The sequence below is a fragment of the Umezawaea sp. genome (assembly GCF_057122925.1).
In genome coordinates, this window is the sequence record NZ_DBNGPQ010000054.1 from 1 (window position 1) to 17,911 (window position 17,911).

Consider the following 17,911-nt stretch of genomic DNA (forward strand, 5'->3'; position numbering starts at 1 on the left):
GCAACCACCCGCCGGTCGTGTCCACCGCCGCGAGGCGCACGATCCCGGCGCGCACGCCGTTCTCGTTGACCGGCAGGGCCTCCGACCCCGACGGCGACCCGGTGACCTACCTGTGGGAGCAGGACGATCCCGGTGGCGAGACCGGAACCCCGTTGGTGGACAACACGAAGACCGACGGGCCGCTGTTCCGGGTGTTCGGTACGGAGGCGGTGGTCAGCGACGAGGACGCGCTGGAGTACTACTCCCCCGGCCAGAACACCACGACCACCGATCCGCGGCGGGTCTTCCCCGACCTGGCGCAGATCGCGGCGGGCCGCACCAACGCGGTCTCGGGCGCGTGCCCGGCCGCGCCCCCGCCGCCCACGACCGGTGGCGGGACGAACCTGCCGCCCGCGCTGGTCGACTGCTACTCGGAGTTCCTGCCCACCGCGGACTGGGTGGGCGTGGACGGCTCGCGCACCCTGCACTTCAAGCTCACCGCCCGCGACGGCAGGCCGGGCGGCGGCGGGATCGGGACGGCCGACACCGCACTGGTGGTCGCGCCGGACGCGGGCCCGTTCCTGGTGACCTCGCAGGGGTCGGCGGCAGGCTACCGCGGCGGGTCGAGGCAGGCGGTCACCTGGGACGTGGCGGGCACGAGCGCCGCGCCGGTCGGCACGAGGGCCGTGCGGATCACGTTCTCCACCGACGGCGGCCTCACGTTCCCGCACGTGCTGGCGAGCCGCACCCGCAACGACGGGTCGGAGACCGTGACGCTGCCGAGGGTCGCCACCACCAAGGGCCGGATCAGGGTCGAGGCCGTCGGCAACGTCTTCTTCGACCTCAACGACGCGGACATCACCGTGACCGGATGAGCGCGTGGCGAGAATCCGTCGGAGCCTGGCAATCCGGCCGGTTCCGCCCGCTGGTCCCCCTCGTTAGCGTCGGGTCACCGACACGAGGAGGACTGGTTCGATGGTGCACGCGCAGGTCGTTCTGTTCGACGGGTTCGACCCGCTGGACGTCGTGGCGCCGTACGAGGTGCTCAGTGCGGGCGGGATGGTCACCGGTGGCCTGCTGACGGCCGAACTGGTGTCCGCCGAGGGACCGCGCGAGGTGCCGAGCGGGCTCGGGTCGCTGACGCTGCGGGCGACGGCGGCCCTCGACCCGGCGCGCGCGGACGTGGTCGTGGTGCCGGGTGCGCTGGGGCGGCTGCCGGACGGCGACGAGCCGTCGGACGACACCATCCCGGCGATCCTGGCCCGCACCCTGGACACCGCCCTGCCCGCCCTGCTCAAGGAGGCGCTCGACCGGCCGGGGGTCACCGTGGCCACGGTGTGCGGCGGGTCGATGGTGCTGGCGATGGCCGGGCTGGTGGTGGGCCGTCCGACGACGACCCACCACCTCGGCCTCGACCTGCTCGACGCCACCGGGACGGTCGCGGTGGACGCCCGCCTCGTGGACGACGGCGACCTGGTGTCCGGCGCGTCCGTGACCTCGGGCCTGGACGTGGGGCTGTACCTGCTGGAGCGCGAGCTGGGTCCCAGGGTGGCGCACGCCGTGGAGGAGCTCATCGCGCACGAGCGCCGCGGCACGGTCTGGCGCGCCACGGGCGTCGAGCCGACGGTGGGGGTGTGAGCATGTCGGTGGACGGCACCTGGGACCTCGTCGTCGAGACCCCGATCGGCAGGCAGCGCGCCACGCTGGAGCTGTCCACCCGCGACGGTGTCCTGCGCGGCGTCGCCCGCGACCCCGAGCGCGGCGAGGAGGTCGTCCTCGGCGACCTGGTGGTCGACGGCGACCGGCTCACGTGGACGCAGTCCATCACCAGGCCGCTGCGGCTGAACCTCGCCTTCGACGTGACGGTCGGCGGTGACGGGATGACGGGGTACTCGAAGGCCGGGCGGCTGCCCCGCTCCAGGGTGACCGGTCGCCGCGCGCGGACGTGACCGGCGGGGCTACCACCGGTGGCGAGGACCGGGAGGATGCCTATGGTGGCGCCGTGCACACCGTCGCCGTGCTGGCCCTGGCCACCGTCGTGCCGTTCGACCTGTCGACGCCGATCGAGGTGTTCACCCGCGTCACCCTGCCCGGTGGGCGGCCCGCCTACCGGGTCCGGGTGTGCGCCGCCGAGCCGTTCGTCGACGCCGGGGCGTTCACCGTCCGGGCGCACTGGGGCCTGGCCGAGCTGGCGGGCGCGGACACGATCGTCCTGCCCGGCTGCACCGACCTCGCGACGCCGGTCCCGGACGACGTCCTCACCGCGCTGCGGAAGGCGGCGGCCGACGGCACGCGGATCGCGTCGATCTGCTCGGGGGCGTTCATCCTCGCCGCCACGGGCCTGCTCGACGGCCTGCGCGCCACCACGCACTGGCTGGCCGCCCCCGCGCTCGCCGCGGGCCACCCGGAGATCGAGGTCGACCCGGACGTCCTCTACGTCGACAACGGGCAGCTGCTCACGTCGGCGGGCGCGGCGGCCGGGCTCGACCTCTGCCTGCACCTGGTCCGCCGCGACCACGGTTCCGCCGTGGCCGCCCAGGCTGCGCGGCTGTCCGTCATGCCGCTGGAGCGCGAGGGCGGGCAGGCGCAGTTCATCGTCGGCGACCGGTACCCCACGCCGCGGGGCTCGGCCCTGGAGCCGGTGCTGCGGTGGATGGACGACAACGCCGAACGGGACCTGACGCTGGAGGACATCGCCGCGCGCGCGAACACCAGCACCCGCACGCTCAACCGCCGCTTCCGCGAGCAGACCGGCACCACGCCGCTGCGGTGGCTGCTGCGGGCCAGGATCCGCCGGGCGCAGTACCTGCTGGAGTCCACGACGCACCCGGTCGACCGGATCGCGCGCCAGGTCGGGTTCGGCTCGCCCACGGCGTTCCGCGACCAGTTCAAGCGCGTGGTCGGCACCAGCCCCGGCGCCTACCGCTCCGCGTTCCGGGGTTCGGGGCCCTGAGGTGCGCGGACCGCGGTGCGCGCTGGTGAGATGGGCGGCATGACCAGGCTGCCGCGGTTCCTCCCCGCCGACCTCGACCCCGCCCAGCGCGAGCTGTACGACGCGATCACCGGCGGGCCCCGCGCCTCGGGGCCGCAGGCGGTGCCGCTCGCCGACGACGAGGGGCGGCTGGCCGGTCCGTTCAACGCGATGCTGGTCGCGCCGCCGCTCGGCCAGGCGCTCCAGGGCGTCGGCGCGGCCGTGCGGTACGGGACGACGCTGAGCGACCGGGTGCGCGAGATGGCGGTCCTCGCGGTGGCGGGCCGGTGGGACTGCGACTTCGAGCGGTACGCCCACGAACCCCTCGCGCTGCGGGCCGGTGTCACGGCCGAGCAGGTCACGGCCCTGCGGGAGCCGCGGGTGCCGGACCTCGCGGACGACACCGAGTGCGCCGCGCTGACCGTGGTGGTCGCCCTGCTGCGCGACGGGGACGTGGACGACGCGGCCTACGCCGACGCCGTGGCGGCCGTCGGCACGAGGGTGGTCTTCGAGCTGACCACCCTCGTGGGCTACTACGCGACGCTCGCGCTGCAACTGCGGGTCTTCCGCGTCACCACCCCGACCGGGACCGGATCAGGCTGACCGCGCCGCCGCCAGCCGCTCCAGGTGCTCGGCGAAGGTCTGGACGCCCTGGGTGAACGGCCCGGTGGGCAGCAGTCCCCCCGTCGCCATCGCCCTGCCCGCCGCGCCGGGGAGCCGGATCGGGACCAGCACCCGGCGCAGGCCCCGCGCCCGCACGTAGCGCCGGGCCATGTCCGCCATCCACAGCTCCTCGGGCCCGGCGATCGGCCGGGCGTGGCCGACCGCGGGCTTCTCGACGAGGTCGACCAGCGCCCTGGCGACCTCGATGCCCGCGACGGGCCGGGAGCGCATCCTCGGCACCGGCACGAACGGGCCGACGCCGCTGCCCAGCAGCGACTCGGGGAACTCGTGGAACTGGGTGGCCCGCAGGACCGTCCACGGCAGCGGTCCGTTCGCGACCAGGTCCTCCTGCTCGCGCTTGCCGAGGTAGTAGCCGAGGTCGACCTCGTCGACGCCGACGATGGACAGCACCACGACGTGGTCGACGCCCGCGGCGACGCCCGCCGCCAGGAGGTTCCTCGCCACGGCGCCGAAGAAGTCGACGGAGACCTTCCTCGACATCGTCGTCACGTTGGTCACGTCGACCACGGCGTCGCACCCGGCGAGCGCCGCCGCGAGCCCCCGCCCCGTGGTGAGGTCCACACCGCGGGACCGCGACAGGACCACGGGCGCGTGCCCCGCGGCTGTCAGCTCCGCCACCACCATCGTCCCGATCAACCCGGTCCCGCCCGCCACGGCTACCCGCACGGCGCACTTCCTTCCCTCGTGGCGGCGACCTCGCACGCCGACCCACACCCAGGACTGCGCGGCGGGGCCGGATGTGACAGCGACCGGCTGAGGGGGACGTCACACCGCACTACGACCAGCGCGGGGTGCGCGTGGCGACCTCCTGCGCGGTGAGCGGCCGGAGCACGAGCGAGTAGGAGTAGTCCTGGTCGGCGCGGACCTGGTAGCGGGACCGCACCGGGTTGGGGGTGTCGCCCACGCCGGTGGCCGCGTGGTCGGCGTGCAGGGTGGTCCAGCCCGCGTTGCGCTTCAGCTCGAACGGGTACGCCGCGCGGTCCAGCTCGTCGTAGGGCGTGACGGAGACGTCGTTGGCGCCGGAGACGAGCAGGCCCCCCGTCCGGCCGTCGGTGAGCAGCGCCCAGCGGGTGTCGGTGTGGTTGCCGTGGTCCTGCGGCCGGTAGTAGTCGACGTACTGCTCGTCCACCGTGGACCGGTGGACGCCGATCGGGGTGCCGTCCTCGCGGTCGTTGTAGCTCTCCTGCGGCCCGCGGCCGTACCAGGCGAACTGCTGGAACTTCTCGGGCACGGCCACGGACACGCCGATCCGCGGCAGGTAGGGCAGGGTGCGGACCGCGCCGCGCGGGCTGACCTGGTGCGCCAGCCGGATCGTGCCCGCCGCGTCGATCCGGTAGGTCATGACCTGGCCGAAGGAGGCGTCCGGGCGGTCGGGGGCGGCCACCGCGGAGCGCACCTCGACGACCGCTCCCCCGGCCGGGTCGGTGCTCGCGGTCACCGACTCCACCGAGGTGCGGAGCCGGTCGAGCCCGGCCGCGCGCCACAGCTCGCCCTCGGCCGTGCCCCACGAGTAGATCTCGTTGCTGATCGGCGCCCGCCACGCGTCCAGCTCCGGGCCACCGACCAGCAGTTCGGTGTCGCGGACCCGCATCGAGTCGAGCGTGCCCCCGGCCTTGTCGAACCCGTAGCGGAAGCCGGGACCGGACACCTCGACCCGCTCGGGGTCGTCGTCCAGCGCCACGGTCCCCTGCCCGTCCGGCGGTCGGAGACCGGGCACCACCGTGCCGCCGAGCGGGAACTGGTCGTGCGCGGTGACGCCGCCGGTCACCTCGACGTTCAGGAACCGCTCCACGTCACCGGGGTTGGCCGGGACGGGCACGCGCACGGTCTCGGTGGCACCGGGCGCGACGTCCAGCGTCCGGCGGCCCCTGGCGACCTCCGTGTCGCCCTCGACGACCCCCCACCGCAGCCGCGCCCCGGCCGTGGAGGCGAACGACCGCTCGTTGTGCACGCTCAGGACGCCGTCGGCGTAGGAGAAGCGCAGCGGCTGGTGCACCCACGCGAGCTGGGCGGTCTCCGGTTGCAGGAAGCGGTCCGAGCCGATCAGACCGTCCACACCGGACAGGCTCTGCCCGTTGGACAGGTAGGTGCCGACCGTGTCGATCCGGTCGAAGTCCAGCGCCAGCACGGCGTCCGCCGCCGGGTCGCCGCCCGCGCCGATCACGTCGGCGGGCAGCGCGCGGTCGTAGATCCGCACGTCGTCGACGACGCCGTTGGCCGTGCGGCCCCCGTAGTTGTCCTGCATGACCTCGGGGTTGCGGCCGATGTTGACCTCGTAGTGCGTCCGGTCGATCGCGCCGGTGAACGGCGTGCTGCCGACTTGGACGCCGTCGATGAACAGCCTCAGCGCCGTGCCGTCGTAGGTGCCGGTGATCCGGTGCCACTCGCCGTAGAAGTCGGCGGGCACCTGGGCGTGCACGGTCCGCCAGGTACCGCTGTGGACGAAGAACTCCAGCGTGGTGCGGTCCTTCATCTTCAGCGCGTAGGCGTGGTCTCCCTTGGCGATGACGGTGAGGTCTCCGGTCCACGTGTCGGGCTTGACCCACGCGTCCAGCGTCAGCGCGGTGCCGGTGATCTCCAGCCTCGGGTCCCGGTACACCTCCACGAAGTCGTCGAGGCCGGAGAGGTCCAGCGCCGTGCCCCGGTGCCCGTCGACCACCTCGGGCCTGCCGTTGAGGTGGGTCAGGATGTCGTTGCCCGACCCGTCCGGCGTGGTCTTGAGCTGCTCGCGGATGTTCTGCTCGGCCCAGTCCCAGATGAACCCGCCCTGGAGCTGCGGGTTGGCCCGGATGACGTCCCAGAACTCGCGGAAGTTGCCCAGGCTGTTGCCCATCGCGTGCGCGTACTCGCCGAGGATCACCGGCTTCGTGGTGGTCTTCGCCTGCTCCGCCAACCGTTCCGGCGACGGGTAGCGCGGACCCCACACGTCGGCGAACGGGGCGTCGCCGTCCGGCGAGTTCGACTGGTGGTACAGCGGCCGGGTCGGGTCGTTCTTCTCCGCCCAGTCGGCCATCGCGTAGTGGCCCGCGCCGAGGCCGGCCTCGTTGCCCGTGTCCCACAGGAAGACGCTCGGGTGGTTCTTGTCCCGCTGCACCATCGCGACGAACCGTTCGAGGAAGGCGTCCTGCCACTCCGGTTTGTCGGCGAGGCACTCCGTGGGGCACCACTCGTGCGCGTGCGTCTCGATGTCCACCTCGTCGTCGACCCACAGGCCCTCGCGGTCGGCCAGGTCGTAGAAGTACGGGTCGGACGGGTAGTGCGAGGTGCGGACCGCGTTGACGTTGAGCTGCTTCATCAGCCGCACGTCCTGCTCCTGGCGCGCCCTGGGCACGTGGCGGCCGTGGTCGGGGTCGGTCTCCGCCCGGTTGACCCCCTTGAACAGCACGCGCTTCCCGTTGACCTTGAGCTGCCGGTCGGCGATCGTGATCTCCCGGAACCCGACCGCCTCGCTGGTGATGTGGCCGCCGACGGACAGCACGAGCGTGTAGAGGTTCGGCGTCTCGTCGGTCCACTTCGCCGGGTCGCGCACGGCCTGGGAGAGCGTCACCTCGTCACCGTCGGTCGTGCCGCGGAACGCGGCGACCTCGCGCCCGCCGGGGTCCCGCAGCGAGGCGTTCACGGTCAGCGGCCCGCTCCGGTCCCGGGTCAGCGAGACGCGCGCGGTCAGCGTGGCGTTGGTGGAGGTGTCGTCCAGGTCGGTGGTCACGGCGACGTCGCGGACGTGCGTCCTCGGCGTGGCGTACAGCCAGACCGAGCGGAAGATCCCGCTGTAGCGCCACTGGTCGACGTCCTCCAGGTACGAGCCGGAGCCCCAGCGGTGCACCTGGACCGCGACCCGGTTGCGGCCGGGGCGCAGCGCGGAGGAGATGTCGAACTCGGCGGGCGTGTAGCCGCCCTGGTCGTAGCCGAGGTACTTCCCGTTGACCCAGACGAAGTAGCCGGACGTGACGCCCTCGAAGCGCAGGAACGTGCTGCGCCCGGCCCAGTTCGCGGGCACGTCGAAGTCCCGCGCGTAGGCGCCGGTCGGGTTCAGGTCCTTCGGCGCGAACGGCGGGTCGTCCGGCCAGATCTCCTCGGGGATGTTGCGGAACACCGGGTGGTCGAGCCCGGAGGTCTGCCACGTGTGCGGCACGGTCGTCGTCCGCCACCCGCTGACGTCGTAGCCGTCCGCGAAGAACCCGGCGGGCACGTCCTGCGGCACGTCGGCCATCGCGATCTTCCACTGGCCGTCGAGCGAGGCGGTGTAGGGCGTGCTCTCCTCGCGCCGGGCCGCCGACCCGACGTCGGCGTACGGCCGCAGCTCCACGTGCGGGGCCTGCTGCCCCTCACCGGTCATCCGCGGGTTGTCCAGGTAGGCGTAGGCGTCGGGCGCGGCGACCGCTCCCACCGCCCCGACTTCGGTCACCCCTCCCGCTACGAGGCAGGCGGTGAGCAGGGCGGTCAGGAGTGCGCGCATCCGGTTCCTCCAAGACTCCACACGGTCACTCAACATGTAACGAAACGCAACACAGGGGGCAATACGGCATTGGTATGCCTCCGTTGCGCGCACGACCGCGGCCGGATGGCGGTCACCTCCCCGGAACGGCGTCGAGGCCCGCCCCGACGTGGGGACGGGCCTCGACGGTGAACCGGTCAGGCCCGCCCGCCGACCCCGACCGGGACGTCGCCCCTGATCGTGACGCGGTGCATGACGCGGTGCTGGTCGCCGTAGTCGTCGACGGCGTAGTGGGCCGTGCTCCGGTTGTCCCACACCACGACGTCGCCCGGACTCCACCGGTGGCGCACGGAGTGCTCGGGCAGGCCGATCACCGCGAAGAACAGGTCGAGCAGGGCGCGGCTCTCGGACTCGGTCACGTCGAGAACGCGGGTGGTGAATCCGGGGCTGACGAAGAGGCTGCGCCTGCCCGTCTCGGGGTGGACCCGGACGACCGGGTGCACGGACGGCTCCAGCGAGGTGACCCGCTCCCCCTCCCACGTGCTGCCCTGGCCGGACAGCCGCGTGTGCAGGTACTCGTCGAAGTCCTCACGCCCGTCGTGCAGGGCCGTCAGGCGGTCGGCGAGCGAGCGCAGGTGGGGTGACAGGGCCAGGTAAGCGGCTTCCAGGTCGGTCCAGCAGGTGTCGCCGCCCACGGGCGGGAGGGAGACGGCGCGGAGCACCGAGCCGAGCGGCGGGCGGGGCATGAACGTCACGTCGGTGTGCCAGACCGGCGACTTGCCGCCGTCACCGCTGTCGAGGACGTAGATCTCCGGGTGCTCGTCGTCCAGACCGGGCACCACGGGGTGCGCCGGGGTGAGCTCGCCGAGGGTCGCGGCGAAGTCGCGGTGGGAGGTGGGGGTGAGCCGCTGGCCGCGGAAGACGAGGACCTTGCGGTCCAGCAGGGCCGAGCGGATGTCGGCGACCTCCGTCGGGGTCTGGGGTCGCGACAGGTCGAAGCCGGAGAGCTGCGCACCGATCGTGGCCGTGAGCGGCTCGACCGCCGATACGACTGTCATGGTCGTTCCCTCTCGTGTCGGGTCATGCCACGGCCGCCCGGACGGCGGCCGCGATCTCGCCTCGGAAGGCCGCGTACTCGGCGGAGCCGCGCAGCTCGTCGGCCGACACCCCGGTGCGGGGCAACGTGATGGGCACGTCGAGCGCGATGCGCCCCGGCCGGTCGGTGAGCACGACGATGCGGCTGGCCAGGAACACGGCCTCGTCGACGCTGTGCGTCACGAATACCACGCCCTGGCCGACGTCGTCGGTCAGCGAGCGGACGTCCTCCTGGAGCCGTTCCCTCGTCAGCGCGTCGAGCGCGGCGAACGGCTCGTCCATCAGCAGCAGCCTCGGCCGCGCGGCCAGCGCCCTGGCGATGGCGACGCGCTGCTGCTGCCCCCCGGAGATCTCCCAGGTGCGCCGGGGCCCCAGCTCCGCGAGGCCGACGGCGGCCAGCAGCTCGGCCGTGCGGCGGGCCCGGTCCGCCTTGGGGACGTCGGCCCACCGCAGCGCGGCACCGATGTTGCCCGCCACCGTCAGCCACGGGAACAGCCGGGGCTGCTGGAACACCACGCCCACGTCCTGACCGGGCACGGGGGTGCGGCCCAGTCTGCGGACGGCCCCGGCGCTCGGGTGCTCGAAGCCCGCGACCATGCGCAGCAGCGTGCTCTTCCCGGAGCCGGACGGGCCCACGACGACGAGGAACTCGCCGGGGTCCACCCGCAGGTCGATCGGCCCGAGCGCGGGCACGACCCCCGCCCTGGTCCGGTAGCCGTGTTCGACGTCGACCAGTTCGGCCAACGAGGTCGCGTCACCTGCCATCGTCCGCTCCGGGTGCGAGCAGGGCGGCGCGGAAGGTGGCCACGTCGGGCACGGCCTCGATCTTCTTCTGGCCGTGGAGGAACTGAGCGGTGTCGCGCAGCCGCTCGGCGAGCTTGCCGGGTGCCTCGGCGGTGCCGAAGTACTCGGGGCCGCGCTGCTCGGCGTGGTCGAGGTAGACGTTCTGCTCGAGCTGGGCGACGGCGTCCTCCTTGCTGCTGCCGATCTGCCTGCTGACGGCCTCGGCGACGACGCCGGGATCGGTCTTGACCAGCCCGATGGCCCGGTTGGTCGCCTCCAGCCACCGGTCGACCACGTCGCGGTTGCCGTCGATGAACTCGGTGCGCGCCACGGTGAACGTCAGCGTGGGCTTGCCCGCGGCGGCGAGCGTCGCGCTGTCGGTGAGGGTCACCCCGTCCTGCTGGAGCACGCTGAGCACGGGCGTCCACACGTAGGCCGCGTCGACGTCGCCGCGCTGCCAGGCGGCCTGGATGTTCTGGGGCTCCAGGTCGACCAGCGTGACGGCGCCCGGATCGACGCCCGCCTGCTGGAGGGCGGCGAGCCAGGCTGTAGTGCGCGGTGGAGCCGAAGGGCGCGGCCACCTTGCGGCCGACGAGGTCCGCGACGCCGGTGACACCGCTCGCCCCGCGCGCCACCAGCGCCTCGCTGTCGCCGATCACGTTGAGCAGCTCGATCACCCTGTAGGGGATGTTCAGCGGGGGGCACAGCGCCTGCGCGGTGGGGCTGCTGCCGATCACCGCGAGGTCGACGGCACCGCCGAGGAACGCGGTGTTGATGCTCGCCCCGGAGTCGAAGGAGGTCCAGGTGATGCGGTGGTCGGGCAGCGCCTTCTCCAGCGTGCCCTGGTCCTTCACCAGCAGGGTGCTGTCGGCGAAGTTCTGGTAGGCGATGCGCACGACGCGCCCGGAACCCGACCCGGACGAGGACGACGAGCCGCCGACACCGCACGCCGCCAGCACGGGCCCCGACGCGAGCAGGGACAGGACCGATCTGCGGGTCACGGACACGTGATCTCCTTGGCAGTGGGGACGTCTTTCACACCAGACCCCGCCACGGCGACAGCGCGCGCTGGGCGCCGACGACGGCGGAGTCGATGAGCAGGCCGGTGACCCCGATGACGAACAGCCCGAGGATGACCACCGAGGTCTGGTTGTAGCGCTGGGCGTTGAGGACCATGCCGCCGATCCCGTCGGCGCCGTTCACGGTCTCGGCCGCCACGACGGAGCTGTAGGCGATGCCCACGGCCAGCCGCACACCCGTGATGATCTCCGGTGCCGACGCGGGCAGGACCACCGAGGCGATCACGTGGCCCCGTGACGCGCCGAGGGCCTGCGCGGCCTCGACGTACTGCCGGCCGACCCCGGTGACCGCGGTCGCCGTCGCGACCGCCACCGGCGGGAACGCGGCGATCATCAGCAGGTACACCTTGGGTTCCTCGTCGATGCCGAACCAGATGACCAGCAGGCTCAGGTAGGCCAGCGGCGGCAGCGCGCGCAGGAACGTGACGGCCGGTTCGGTCACGGCCCTGACCAGCGGCACCAGTCCCATCACCAGGCCGAGGGCGACGCCGATCAGGATGCCGTAGGCCGATCCGTAGCCCACCCTGCGCAGGCTGACGCCCAGCCGTTCGAGCAGCGTGGAGCCCGCGTAGCCGCCCTGCCCGTTGGCGGCGTCGGAGGTGATGAGCAGCTGGTCCCACACCTGGAGCGGGCCCGGCAGGACCACCGGCGGCCAGAACCCGGCGACGGCCAGCAGCTGCCACAGCCCGAGCAGGACGAGGACGGCGATCAGGCGCACGAGCAGGGTCCTCGCCGCTCCCGGAGCCGTGCGCCGGGGGCGCGGCACCGGGCGGAGAGAGCCACCTGGTGGGTCGGAAACGTCGGCGAGTGCCTGTGTCATGGGGGTTCTGCGCTCTCGGGATCGCTGGGAGGCGGGGGACCTTCGCTTCCCGGCTGAACGTACAGACGCGGACCGCGTCTTCCGAGCGGTTCCGCACTGTGGACACCCGGTGGTGAAACCCTTGTGCGAAGGGCACTTCGTAGGGCATGGGGGACCAACGGCACCGGAGGACCGGTGAGTCCTCTGTGGACTCAGACCTCGTCCTCGACGCGCACCAAGTGGGCGTGCTCGACGCGGTAGCCGACGCCGCGCACGGTGCCGATGAACGCCGCGCCGTCGGGGCCGAGCTTGCCGCGGATCCTGCGCACGTGCACGTCGATGGTCCGGGTGTCCACGTGGACGGGCGTCCCCCACACCGCGGCCATCAGGTCGGCCCTGCGGTGCACGAGCCTCGGCCGCCTGCACAGGTGCAGCAGGAGGTCGAACTCCAGCCGCGTCAACGACACCGGGACGCCGCGGTGCAGCACCCGGCGGGACTCCGGGAAGACGCGCAGCTCCGGGCCACCCCGCTGGACGGGCACGTCGACGTCCGGACGCGGCACGTCGACGGTCGCCCGCTCGTCGTCGAGGGCGGAGCGCAGTGCGGAGGCCACGGTGTCGGCCACCGCCGTCGCGTCCGCCGCGCTGACGCGGATCACCAGGGATATCTCGACGGTCTCGGGGGAAAGGGTGGCGGTCACGCGACGATCCGACCAAGTCAGGGCACCTTGGTCAACAGCGCCCAGGGGGTGGAAGCCCTTGACACGGCGGGAAAGCGGCCGTCAGGTCCTCAGGTAGGACGCGCCGTTCAGGTCGAGCACCGCGCCGGACGACCACGCGGCCTCGGGCGAGGCGAGGTGGAGCACGGCGGCGGCGACCTCCGCGGGCGTGCCGACCCTGCCGAACGGGCTCTGGCCCCGCAGGCCCTCCCCCGCCGCGCCCGCCAGCGTGCCCTCCTGCCGCTCGGTCGCGACGAACCCCGGCGCCACGGACGTCACCGCGATCCCGTGCGGTGCGAGCGACACGGCCATCGACTGGCCGAAGGCGTGCAGGGCGGCCTTGGTCGCGCCGTACGCCGGGAACTCCGGTTCGCCCCGGAAGGCGCCGCGGGAGCCGATGTTGACGACGCTGCCGGGGGCGCCGCGGTCGACGAGGTGCCGGGCCACGCCGTAGGTCACGTTGGCCGCGCCCAGGAGGTTGACGTCGACCATGCGCCGCCACGCGGCCAGCCAGTCCTCGTAGGACGTGGTCGCCACGTCGTGCCGGTTCGCCGCGGTCGGCGCGACGGCGGCGTTGTTGACCAGGACGTCGACCCCGCCGAGCGCGCGCACGGCCTCGTCGACCACGCGGCGCGCGGTGCCGGGGTCGCCGAGGTCGCCGACGACCAGCGCGTGCCCGGTGCCGGGCAGCAGGCGCAGCGTCTCCTCGGCGTCGGCGCGGTTGGCCGCGCAGTGGACCGCGACCCGGTCGCCGCGCTCGGCGAACGCCACCGCGACCGCACGACCGATGCCGCGCGACGCACCCGTGACCAACACGCCCCTCATGGAGCACCGACCTTTCCCGACACCCGGACGGCGGACGAGCGCCCGCCACTCGGACGACACCCTGCCCTCAATGATGTCCTAATGTCAACATTAGGACATCGCTGCTCCACCCCGTTCGACCACCCCCGAGGTCCGATCGGCCGCGGGGTTGTCCACCCGTGGTCGTACTTCCGCGTGCGACCGGGGTGTGATCCGCGATGACCCGCGCGCCGGCCATGATCGTCCCGTGCGACGCCGACGGACGCCCCCCTGCGGAGGCAGAGGCGGTCCGCCACGCCGCTGACCCGCCCCGGCCCCCGGTCGCCACTTCCCCGTGCGCACCGCCTCCCCGGCTGACCCCTGCACCGCCCTGCTTGGAGGACGCATGTCGCTTTCCGCCGTGGACCGGCTCCCGCTGACACCGTCGGCGGTGGGCCGTCCCACCCGCTCGGCGCCGGACCGGTTCCGCTGGACCGGGTTCGGCGCCGTCGTGGTGCTCACGGTCGCGGCCTGGGTCGGGGTGGTGGCGTCCGGCGCGGCCGTGGTGCCGCTCGCCGCCGGGGTGGCGGGCGCGGGGGTGCTGGTGGTGGCGTGGGCGCTGCTCGGCCGGGTCGTGCTGTCGGGCAGGCCGCGACCGAGCACGCGCTGGCTGAGGAGGACGCTGGCCCTCTGGTGCGCTCCGCTGCTGGTCGCCCCTCCCCTGTTCAGCCTGGACGTGTTCAGCTACCTGGCGCAGGGCGAGGTCGCCGCGCGCGGCCTCGACCCCAACACCACCGGTCCCGCCACGGGGCTCGGGGCGGCCTCGGAGGTCGTCGGCCGCGTCGGCGAGCACTGGCGGGACACGCCCTCGCCGTACGGCCCGCTGTTCGGGGCGGTCGAACGGGTGGTCGCGCAGGTCTCGGGCGGGCAGCCGGTGGTGGGTGTGCTCCTGCACCGGCTGGTCGAGGTCCTGGGACTGCTGCTCGTCGTGTGGGCGGTTCCCCGGCTCGCCGCCGTGGCCGGGGCGTCGCGGCGCGTCGCGCTCTGGCTCGGGGTGCTCAACCCCCTGGTGCTGTGGCACCTGGTGGCCGGTGTCCACAACGACTCCCTCATGCTGGGCCTCATGCTCGCGGGGACGGTCGTCGCGCTGGAGGCGCTGCGGGAACGGGTCGACGGGTGGCCGTTCGCGCTCGGGGTCGTGCTCATCGCGCTCGGCGCCCAGGTGAAGCTGCCCGCTCTGGTCGCGCTGGCGGTCGTCGGGACCGCGCTCGCCCGCCGCCGGGGCGGGTCGGTCGGCGACTTCCTGCTCGCCGGGACCGGCATGGTGCTCGCCTTCGGGGCCGTGTCCGCCGCGACGTCGCTGGCGACCGGCCTCGGGTTCGGCTGGGTGCGGGCGCTCGGCACGTCCGGGCTGGTGAACAGCTGGATGGCGCCCACGAACTGGTTCGGCTTCCTCACCGGGGGCGTCGGCGCGCTGTTCGGCGCGGACACCACCCAGACCATGATCGGCGTCGGCAAGGTCCTCGGCTACGCGCTGGCCGTGGCGGGCATCGCGGTCGTGCTGCACCGGCAGTGGCGAGGCAGGCTCGACGCGGTGTCGTCCCTCGGGATGGTGATGGCCCTCGTGGTGGTGCTCGGTCCGGTGGTGCAGCCCTGGTACCTGCTGTGGGCGGTCGTCCCGCTCGCCGCGAGCGGGCTCCCCCGGCACGCGTGGGCGAGGCTCGCCGGGCTCGTCGCCGTCTTCGCCGTGCTCGTCCCGCCGCTGGCGGGGAACTTCTCCGGCCGCGTCGGCCAGCTCGTCGCGGGCTACGCGATCGGGATCGTCCTGGTGGGAGCGGCGTACCTGGTGCTGCGTCCGGAGAAGACCGCGCCCGAGAGGACCCGGACGCTTGTCTGAGGTCGCTCTCGCCCCGCGCCCGACGTCGCGCGTGCCCGACGTCGCGCGGTACGCCGCCGTCGTCGCGGCGGGCGCGCTGCTGCACGCCGCGTTCCCGCCCCGCGCGCTCTGGTGGGCGGCGGTCATCGCGTTCGCGCTGCTGTGGTCCGCCCTGCGCGGGGCGCGCGTCCGCCGGGCCGCGCTGCTGGGCCTCGTGTTCGGGTGGACGTTCTTCCTGCTCCACCTGGTGTGGATCGACGACTTCCTCGGACGCGACTTCGGGCCCGCGCCGTGGCTCGTGCTGGCCGCGGTGATGGCCCTCTTCACGTCCGCCGCGTGCGCGCTCGTGCCGCTGGTGGCCCGCCTGCCCGCCGCGCCGGTGTGGGCGGCGCTGCTGTTCGTGCTCCAGGAGTCGGCGCGCGGTCGCCTGCCCTTCAACGGCTTCCCGTGGGGACGGGTGGCGTTCGGCCAGGTCGAGGGCCCCTACCTGCGGCTCGCGGCGCTCGGTGGCGCACCCCTGGTGTCGTTCGCGGTCGTGGTGACGGGGTTCGGCGCGGCGGCGTGGGTCGCCCGGCCTCGGGACGTCCGCCGGGCGTGGCCGGTGCTGCCGCTGGTCGCGGCCCTGGCCGTCACGCCCGCCGTCGAGGCGCAGGACGGCGTCCGCACCGTCGCGGTGGTGCAGGGCAACGCGCCCGACGTGGGGCTGGGGCTGCTGGACCAGCGGGAGACCCTGCGCCGCAACCACCTGCGCGTCACCGCCGGTCTGGCCACCGCGATCCGCGCGGGCGAGGTGCCCGCGCCCGACCTCGTGGTGTGGCCGGAGAGCGCGACCAGCACCGGCGGCCACGACCCCGTGCTGGACGGGGCCGTGGCCGACCTCGGCGTCCCCACGCTGGTGGGCGCGCTGCGCCGGGTCGACGGGCAGCAGGAGAACGCCGTCATCGCCTGGGACCCGAGGACCGGCGCGGGCGCGTCCTACGCGAAGCGGGAACTGGTCCCGTTCGCCGAGCACATCCCGCTGCGGTCGCTCGCCGGGCTGGTCACCCCGTTCGCCGACACCCCCGACCTGCGGGCGGGCACCGAGCCCGGTGTCCTGGACGTCGCGGGCACCCGCGTCGGCGTCGGGATCTGCTACGAGGTGGCCTACGACGCCGTGCTGCGCGAGAGCGCCGCCCGCGGCGCGCGGCTGTTCGTGGTGCCGACGAACAACGCCTGGTACGGGCGCGGCGAGATGACCCACCAGCAGCTCGCGATGGCCAGGGTGCGCGCGGTCGAGCACGGGCGGGCCGTGGTCGTGGCGGCGATCAGCGGTGTGAGCGCGGTGGTGCGACCGGACGGCACGGTGGTGCGGTCGACCGGCGTGTTCACCGAGGACACGCTCCTGGCCACCGTCCCGCTGCGCTCGGACACCACCCCCGCGACCCGGTGGGGCGGGCTGCTGGAAGCCCTGTTCGCCCTCGCCGCGCTCGCCGCCTGCGCGGTGGGCGCGCGGGTCGGACGCCCCGCGCGCCGGTGACCGGCTCCGTGGACGGTCAGGCGGGGGGCGCGAGCACGATCACGGAGTTGTGGCCGCCCATCCCGAGCGACGACTTCACGGTGATGCCCCCGGTGATCGGCGACGGTCCGTCCAGGAGCCTGGGGTGTCCGGGAGCGACCGTCGGCGGCGCGGGCACCAGGCCCCGGTCGTAGCCCAGCGCGGTCACCGCGACCTCGACCGCGGACGCCGCTCCCTGGCAGTGGCCGGTCAGCGGCTTCACCGAGTAGACCTCGGTGTCCGCCGGGAACATCCGGTCCAGCACCGTGGCCTCGGCCAGGTCGCACTGCGCGGTGCCCGGCCCGTGGGCGTTGAGGTAGCGCACGGCCGAGGCGGGCACGCCCGCGTTGGCCAGCGCGTCCTGGAAGCAGGCCGTGACGTGGGCGAGGCCGGGGTCGATCGAGGTCGCGTGGTAGGCGTCGTGCGACATGGCGCCGCCCAGCGTCATGGCGTACGGCCGGTCGGCCCGGCGGGACAGGACGAACGACACCGACGCCTCACCCATGATGAAACCCCTGCTGCCCTGCTGGAACGGGCGGCACGCGTCCAGCGGCTCCGCGTCGGTGATCGCCACGCCGAGCCGGACGAAGTGGGACACGTTCTCCGGGGTGAGCGACAGGTCGGTGGCCACGAACACCACGTCGTCGACGAGGCCCGCGTCCAGCCAGGACTTCGCGGTGATCAGGCCCGCGTTGCCGGAGGCGCACATCGCGGAGACGTTCATCGCCGGGCCGTGGAAGCCGAACTCCTGCATGAACGTGGACATCGGGGTGGACGGCATGAGCGCCAGGTACTCCCGCACGGGCAGCTCGCCGCCGCGGGTGGTGTAGAAGTCGCGCCACAGGTCGACCTCGCCGAGGACGACCGCGTGCAGCAGGCCGACCCTCCGACCGGGACGCCAGCCCCGGTCGCCCGCGTCCCGAATGGCCTCCCGCGCGGACGCGCGCATCGCTCGGGCGAACCGGGTCTGGCCGTCCTGCGGGTCGCCGCCGTCGGGGACGCGCGCCGCCCACACGGCGGCGCCGGGGTCCAGACCGAGACCGGGGACCACGGTCGCGGCGGGCGTTCCGCTCAGCAGGCCGTCCCACAGCGGTTCACGCCCCCACCCGTACCCGCTGACGACACCGATGCCGCAAATACCCACGCCCTGCGCGTCCATTCCGCTCCCTCCCCG

Annotated in this window: 18 protein-coding genes; 9 read left to right on the forward strand and 9 right to left on the reverse strand. The window is 73.9% G+C overall.

What is annotated here, in order from left to right:
* The 5 genes from AC156L_RS11980 to AC156L_RS12000 form a co-directional block, all read left to right on the forward strand.
* Window positions 1-854, forward strand: an 854-nt coding sequence (locus AC156L_RS11980) for a hypothetical protein (RefSeq protein ID WP_484406816.1), incomplete at its 5' end; no start/stop codon positions are given.
* 103 nt (window positions 855-957) lie between these two features.
* On the forward strand, window positions 958-1,617 hold the full coding sequence (locus AC156L_RS11985; RefSeq protein WP_330879375.1) for a DJ-1/PfpI family protein: 660 nt from the start codon (window positions 958-960) through the stop codon (window positions 1,615-1,617).
* Between the two features lie 2 nt (window positions 1,618-1,619).
* Complete coding sequence (locus tag AC156L_RS11990) at window positions 1,620-1,928, forward strand: hypothetical protein (RefSeq protein ID WP_330879376.1); 309 nt, start codon at window positions 1,620-1,622, stop codon at window positions 1,926-1,928.
* A gap of 53 nt (window positions 1,929-1,981) precedes the next feature.
* Window positions 1,982-2,932 carry a GlxA family transcriptional regulator gene (locus tag AC156L_RS11995; protein ID WP_330879333.1) on the forward strand — a complete coding sequence of 317 codons (951 nt, stop codon included), beginning with the start codon at window positions 1,982-1,984 and terminating at the stop codon, window positions 2,930-2,932.
* Between the two features lie 15 nt (window positions 2,933-2,947).
* Window positions 2,948-3,553: a carboxymuconolactone decarboxylase family protein gene (locus AC156L_RS12000; RefSeq protein ID WP_330879334.1), complete on the forward strand. Its 606-nt coding sequence runs from the start codon at window positions 2,948-2,950 to the stop codon at window positions 3,551-3,553.
* Here AC156L_RS12000 and AC156L_RS12005 read toward each other — a convergent pair.
* The 5 genes from AC156L_RS12005 to AC156L_RS12025 all read right to left on the reverse strand — a co-directional run bounded on the left by AC156L_RS12005 (window position 3,545) and on the right by AC156L_RS12025 (window position 10,563).
* Entirely contained in the window at window positions 3,545-4,300 is a 756-nt protein-coding gene (locus AC156L_RS12005) for an SDR family oxidoreductase (RefSeq protein ID WP_330879335.1), read from the reverse strand. The genes AC156L_RS12000 and AC156L_RS12005 overlap by 9 nt on opposite strands.
* Window positions 4,301-4,409: 109 nt before the next feature.
* On the reverse strand, window positions 4,410-8,090 hold the full coding sequence (locus AC156L_RS12010; RefSeq protein ID WP_330879336.1) for a glycoside hydrolase family 2 TIM barrel-domain containing protein: 3,681 nt from the start codon (window positions 8,088-8,090) through the stop codon (window positions 4,410-4,412).
* A gap of 176 nt (window positions 8,091-8,266) precedes the next feature.
* Window positions 8,267-9,127 (reverse strand): TauD/TfdA dioxygenase family protein, encoded by an 861-nt coding sequence (locus AC156L_RS12015; protein WP_330879337.1) that lies wholly within the window; start codon window positions 9,125-9,127, stop codon window positions 8,267-8,269.
* A gap of 22 nt (window positions 9,128-9,149) precedes the next feature.
* Window positions 9,150-9,929 (reverse strand): ABC transporter ATP-binding protein, encoded by a 780-nt coding sequence (locus tag AC156L_RS12020; RefSeq protein ID WP_330879338.1) that lies wholly within the window; start codon window positions 9,927-9,929, stop codon window positions 9,150-9,152.
* Window positions 9,919-10,563 (reverse strand): glycine betaine ABC transporter substrate-binding protein, encoded by a 645-nt coding sequence (locus tag AC156L_RS12025; RefSeq protein ID WP_330879339.1) that lies wholly within the window; start codon window positions 10,561-10,563, stop codon window positions 9,919-9,921. Before AC156L_RS12025 ends, AC156L_RS12020 begins: the two co-directional genes overlap by 11 nt.
* Before the next feature lie 71 nt (window positions 10,564-10,634).
* Between AC156L_RS12025 and AC156L_RS12030 the strand changes: the two genes are divergently transcribed.
* Complete coding sequence (locus tag AC156L_RS12030) at window positions 10,635-10,832, forward strand: hypothetical protein (protein WP_330879340.1); 198 nt, start codon at window positions 10,635-10,637, stop codon at window positions 10,830-10,832.
* A gap of 3 nt (window positions 10,833-10,835) precedes the next feature.
* Window positions 10,836-10,958 carry a hypothetical protein gene (locus AC156L_RS12035; RefSeq protein ID WP_330879341.1) on the forward strand — a complete coding sequence of 41 codons (123 nt, stop codon included), beginning with the start codon at window positions 10,836-10,838 and terminating at the stop codon, window positions 10,956-10,958.
* Between the two features lie 24 nt (window positions 10,959-10,982).
* On the opposite strand, the gene AC156L_RS12040 is transcribed toward AC156L_RS12035, so the two are convergent.
* From AC156L_RS12040 to AC156L_RS12050, 3 genes are all read right to left on the reverse strand, one after another.
* On the reverse strand, window positions 10,983-11,744 hold the full coding sequence (locus tag AC156L_RS12040) for an ABC transporter permease (protein ID WP_330879342.1): 762 nt from the start codon (window positions 11,742-11,744) through the stop codon (window positions 10,983-10,985).
* 293 nt (window positions 11,745-12,037) lie between these two features.
* Window positions 12,038-12,526 carry a winged helix-turn-helix domain-containing protein gene (locus tag AC156L_RS12045; RefSeq protein WP_330879343.1) on the reverse strand — a complete coding sequence of 163 codons (489 nt, stop codon included), beginning with the start codon at window positions 12,524-12,526 and terminating at the stop codon, window positions 12,038-12,040.
* Window positions 12,527-12,607: 81 nt separating this feature from the next.
* Window positions 12,608-13,369 (reverse strand): SDR family NAD(P)-dependent oxidoreductase, encoded by a 762-nt coding sequence (locus tag AC156L_RS12050; protein ID WP_330879344.1) that lies wholly within the window; start codon window positions 13,367-13,369, stop codon window positions 12,608-12,610.
* Window positions 13,370-13,733: 364 nt separating this feature from the next.
* On the opposite strand from AC156L_RS12050, the gene mptB reads away from it, so the two are divergent.
* Both mptB and lnt read left to right on the forward strand, forming a co-directional pair.
* Entirely contained in the window at window positions 13,734-15,224 is a 1,491-nt protein-coding gene (mptB, locus tag AC156L_RS12055; RefSeq protein ID WP_330879345.1) for a polyprenol phosphomannose-dependent alpha 1,6 mannosyltransferase MptB, read from the forward strand.
* Window positions 15,217-16,719 carry an apolipoprotein N-acyltransferase gene (gene lnt / locus AC156L_RS12060; protein WP_330879346.1) on the forward strand — a complete coding sequence of 501 codons (1,503 nt, stop codon included), beginning with the start codon at window positions 15,217-15,219 and terminating at the stop codon, window positions 16,717-16,719. Before mptB ends, lnt begins: the two co-directional genes overlap by 8 nt.
* A gap of 16 nt (window positions 16,720-16,735) precedes the next feature.
* Here the strand turns inward: lnt and AC156L_RS12065 are convergent, their stop codons facing one another.
* On the reverse strand, window positions 16,736-17,896 hold the full coding sequence (locus AC156L_RS12065) for a beta-ketoacyl synthase N-terminal-like domain-containing protein (RefSeq protein ID WP_330879347.1): 1,161 nt from the start codon (window positions 17,894-17,896) through the stop codon (window positions 16,736-16,738).
* Between the last annotated feature and the right edge of the window lie 15 nt (window positions 17,897-17,911).

Excerpts from the sequence above, each read along its gene's own strand:
- AC156L_RS11990 (WP_330879376.1), top strand. The coding sequence starts at position 1,620 with ATGTCGGTGGACGGCACCTGGGACCTCGTCGTCGAGACCCCGATCGGC.
- AC156L_RS12010 (WP_330879336.1), bottom strand. The coding sequence starts at position 8,090 with ATGCGCGCACTCCTGACCGCCCTGCTCACCGCCTGCCTCGTAGCGGGA.
- AC156L_RS12015 (WP_330879337.1), bottom strand. The coding sequence starts at position 9,127 with ATGACAGTCGTATCGGCGGTCGAGCCGCTCACGGCCACGATCGGTGCG.
- AC156L_RS12020 (WP_330879338.1), bottom strand. The coding sequence starts at position 9,929 with ATGGCAGGTGACGCGACCTCGTTGGCCGAACTGGTCGACGTCGAACAC.
- AC156L_RS12030 (WP_330879340.1), top strand. The coding sequence starts at position 10,635 with ATGTTCAGCGGGGGGCACAGCGCCTGCGCGGTGGGGCTGCTGCCGATC.
- AC156L_RS12035 (WP_330879341.1), top strand. The coding sequence starts at position 10,836 with ATGCGCACGACGCGCCCGGAACCCGACCCGGACGAGGACGACGAGCCG.
- AC156L_RS12050 (WP_330879344.1), bottom strand. The coding sequence starts at position 13,369 with ATGAGGGGCGTGTTGGTCACGGGTGCGTCGCGCGGCATCGGTCGTGCG.
- mptB (WP_330879345.1), top strand. The coding sequence starts at position 13,734 with ATGTCGCTTTCCGCCGTGGACCGGCTCCCGCTGACACCGTCGGCGGTG.
- AC156L_RS12065 (WP_330879347.1), bottom strand. The coding sequence starts at position 17,896 with ATGGACGCGCAGGGCGTGGGTATTTGCGGCATCGGTGTCGTCAGCGGG.